1 protein-coding gene and 1 pseudogene are annotated in these 2,707 nt (G+C 71.2%); both read left to right on the forward strand.

Features of this window, described 5'->3' with window-relative positions; translation table 11 throughout:
* A pseudogene (locus tag ACLEQD_RS40830) lies at positions 1 to 470 on the forward strand (glycosyl transferase family 1); the annotation flags it as partial.
* 99 nt (positions 471 to 569) lie between these two features.
* Positions 570 to 2,707: response regulator (locus tag ACLEQD_RS40835; RefSeq protein ID WP_410391326.1), on the forward strand; the 2,138-nt coding region annotated here is incomplete at its 3' end.

The raw sequence follows: 2,707 nt of genomic DNA on the forward strand, positions 1-2,707 counted from the left end.
CGCCCGTGCCGCGCCAGGGACCGCCCCGGCTGAGCCCCACGCCGCCCGTGCTGAAGCCGTCCTCGGCCGCCTCCCCGGACGACGAGCCGGAGGAGATCGCCGCCGACGAGGCCCAGTCCCTGGACGACGACGCCGGGCACACGCCGGCCCGCGCCGGCGCGGCGCTGGACGAGCCGGAGGAGATTGACAACGACGAGGTCCACGACGCGGACGCGCTCGACGTGGAGGCCGCGGACGCGGAGGAGGCCGTGGACGCGGCCGTGGACGAAGGGCCCCCGCCGGCGCCGCCCGGATCCGCCCTCAACCCGTGGTTCGCGCAGCTTGCCCACGGCTACTGCCCCCCCGAGGGCGCCCGCTTCGCCCGGCACACCCCGCCCACCAACTTCCCCGGGCGGGATCCGGACGCGGACGCGTCCCCCGGGTCGGTCCCCCCTGTCGGACAGGGAGCGCTTCGCGGCAAGAACTCGTGAGGCAGCCGACCGAGCGCTGCTCGGAAACTTCCCAAGCCTTGCGCCCGCCCGATAGGATGTGGCGGTTTTCACTGCACTTTTTGCTGGGTGAAGGGCTTCATGGAGCGTCGCGTCCTCATCGTCGAAAGCCAGAACGACTTCGCACTCAGCATGGCCTCCGTGCTCAAGAGCGCGGGCTACAACACGGCCATGGCCACCACTGCGTCAGACGCGCAGCGGGAGCTGGAGAAGCGCCGACCCGACCTCGTGGTCGTGCGCGCGGAGCTGCCGGACCAGTCCGGCTTCGCCCTGTGTGGGCAGATCAAGAAGGGCAAGTGGGGCCAGAACCTGAAGGTCCTCCTGCTCTCCTCCGACTCCGGCGTGGAGGGTCTGAACAAACACCGTGAGACGCCGGCCGCCGCGGACGGCTACCTCGTCATCCCCTTCGAGATGGGGGAGCTCGCCTCCATGAGCACGGGCATCGTGCCGCCCGGCTCCGACGAGACGGACGCGGACCTGGACGCCGCGCTCTCCGGCGCACCGCGTGAGGCCCCGCCGCCCATGCCCGGCGTGCGCACGGGCGCCCCGCCCAAGCTGCCCAAGCGCGAGCGCCGCAGCGCGATGACGGACGAGGACAAGGCCTTCATGGACCGGGCCTTCACGTCCATCGCGGACCGCAAGGCGGAGCTGCTGGCGGAGTCGCGCCAGCTCAAGCGCCCGCCCCCGCGCCGCGAGCTGATGGGCACGCCCGAGGGCAAGATTCAAATCCTCCGGGACGAGCTGAAGACGCGCGAAGCCCAGCTCGCGCGCCTGTCCGAAATCTGGAGCGTCCGCGAGCGCGAGCTGCTCTCCGTCGAGGACCGCCTCCACGAGAAGGACGTGGAGCTGCAGGGCCTGAAGATGCAGGTGGACGACCTGCTGCGGCGCTTCAACGACGCGCAGCAGTCCATCGTCCAGAAGGAGCGCGAGCACGGCGCCACCGTCGACGACCTGCTCCTCCAGAAGTTCTCCTCGGAGAAGGACCTCATCGAGGTCGTCGCCTCCAAGGAGAAGGACATCAACGTCCTGCGCAAGGAGGTCAACCTCCGCGACGAGGAGCTGTCCCGGCGCGGCGCGGACCTGGAGAACTGGCGCAACGAGTTCGACAAGCTGGAGAAGCACCTCGGCGTCGTCACGCTGGAGTTCGAGGTCAAGGAGCAGAAGCTCCAGGACACCGTCCGCGCCAACGAGGCGGACATCCTCCAGCTGCGCGAGCGCGGCGACCAGTTCGAGTCGGAGCTGTCCCGCACCGTCAGTGAGCGCGACCAGCGCTACGCGGAGCTCGACGGCGAGCTGCAGGCCCTCCAGGAGCGGCTGACGCAGACGGAGCAGGAGCGCGACGCCACCGTGCGCGGCCTGGAGGCCCGGGCCACCACCGCGGAGGAGCACGCCAGCCGCTCGGACGCGGAGATTGAACGCCTCAACGCCGAGCGCGCCGCCCTGGAGCAGCGCCTCACGCAGCAGGTGGCGGACCTGGAGTCCGACATCGCCCGCGTCACCGGCGAGCGCGACCAGCTGCGGCTGGACAAGGACGCCCTCGAAGCGGACCTCACGCAGCGCGTGGAGGAGCGGGACGGGAAGATCGCCTCGCTCGACCGCGAGCTGCAGGAGACCATCGCCCGCAACGAGAACAGCGAGGCGGAGCTCAACGCCACCATCCAGCAGCACCGGGAGCGCATCGGTGAGCTGGAGGGCGAGGTCGAGGCCGTCAAGACGCACCTGGAGGACCGCGAGAACGAGCTGACCGGCGAGCTCCAGGCGCTCCAGCAGGCCAAGGACGCGCTGGAGCAGGACCTCACCGGCCAGTTGGAGGACCTGCGCGCGGCGAAGGACGCCCTGGAGGCGGACCTCACCGGCCAGATTCAAGCGCTCACCGAGCAGCTGGACGCGGCCCAGCGCCAGGGCGAACAGCTCTCCGCGCGGGTGGCCTCGCTCGAGGACACCGTCGCCCAGCGCGACGGCACCATCGAGGGCCTGCAGACCGACGTCGCCGACCGCGACGCGCGCATCTCCGAGCTGACCGGCAACCTGGAGGCCACGACCCAGCAGCTCACCGAGACGCAGGGCACGCTCTCCAGCACGGAAGCCACCCTCGCGGAGACGCGCGGCGAGCTGGAGGCCACCAGCCAGCAGCTCTCCGAGACGCAGACGCGGCTCGCCAGACGGAGGAGCACGCTCTCCACCACGCGCGGCGAGCTGGAGGCCACCAGCCAGACGCT

The sequence above is a fragment of the Corallococcus sp. 4LFB genome, assembly GCF_046520365.1.
GTDB lineage: Bacteria > Myxococcota > Myxococcia > Myxococcales > Myxococcaceae > Corallococcus > Corallococcus caeni.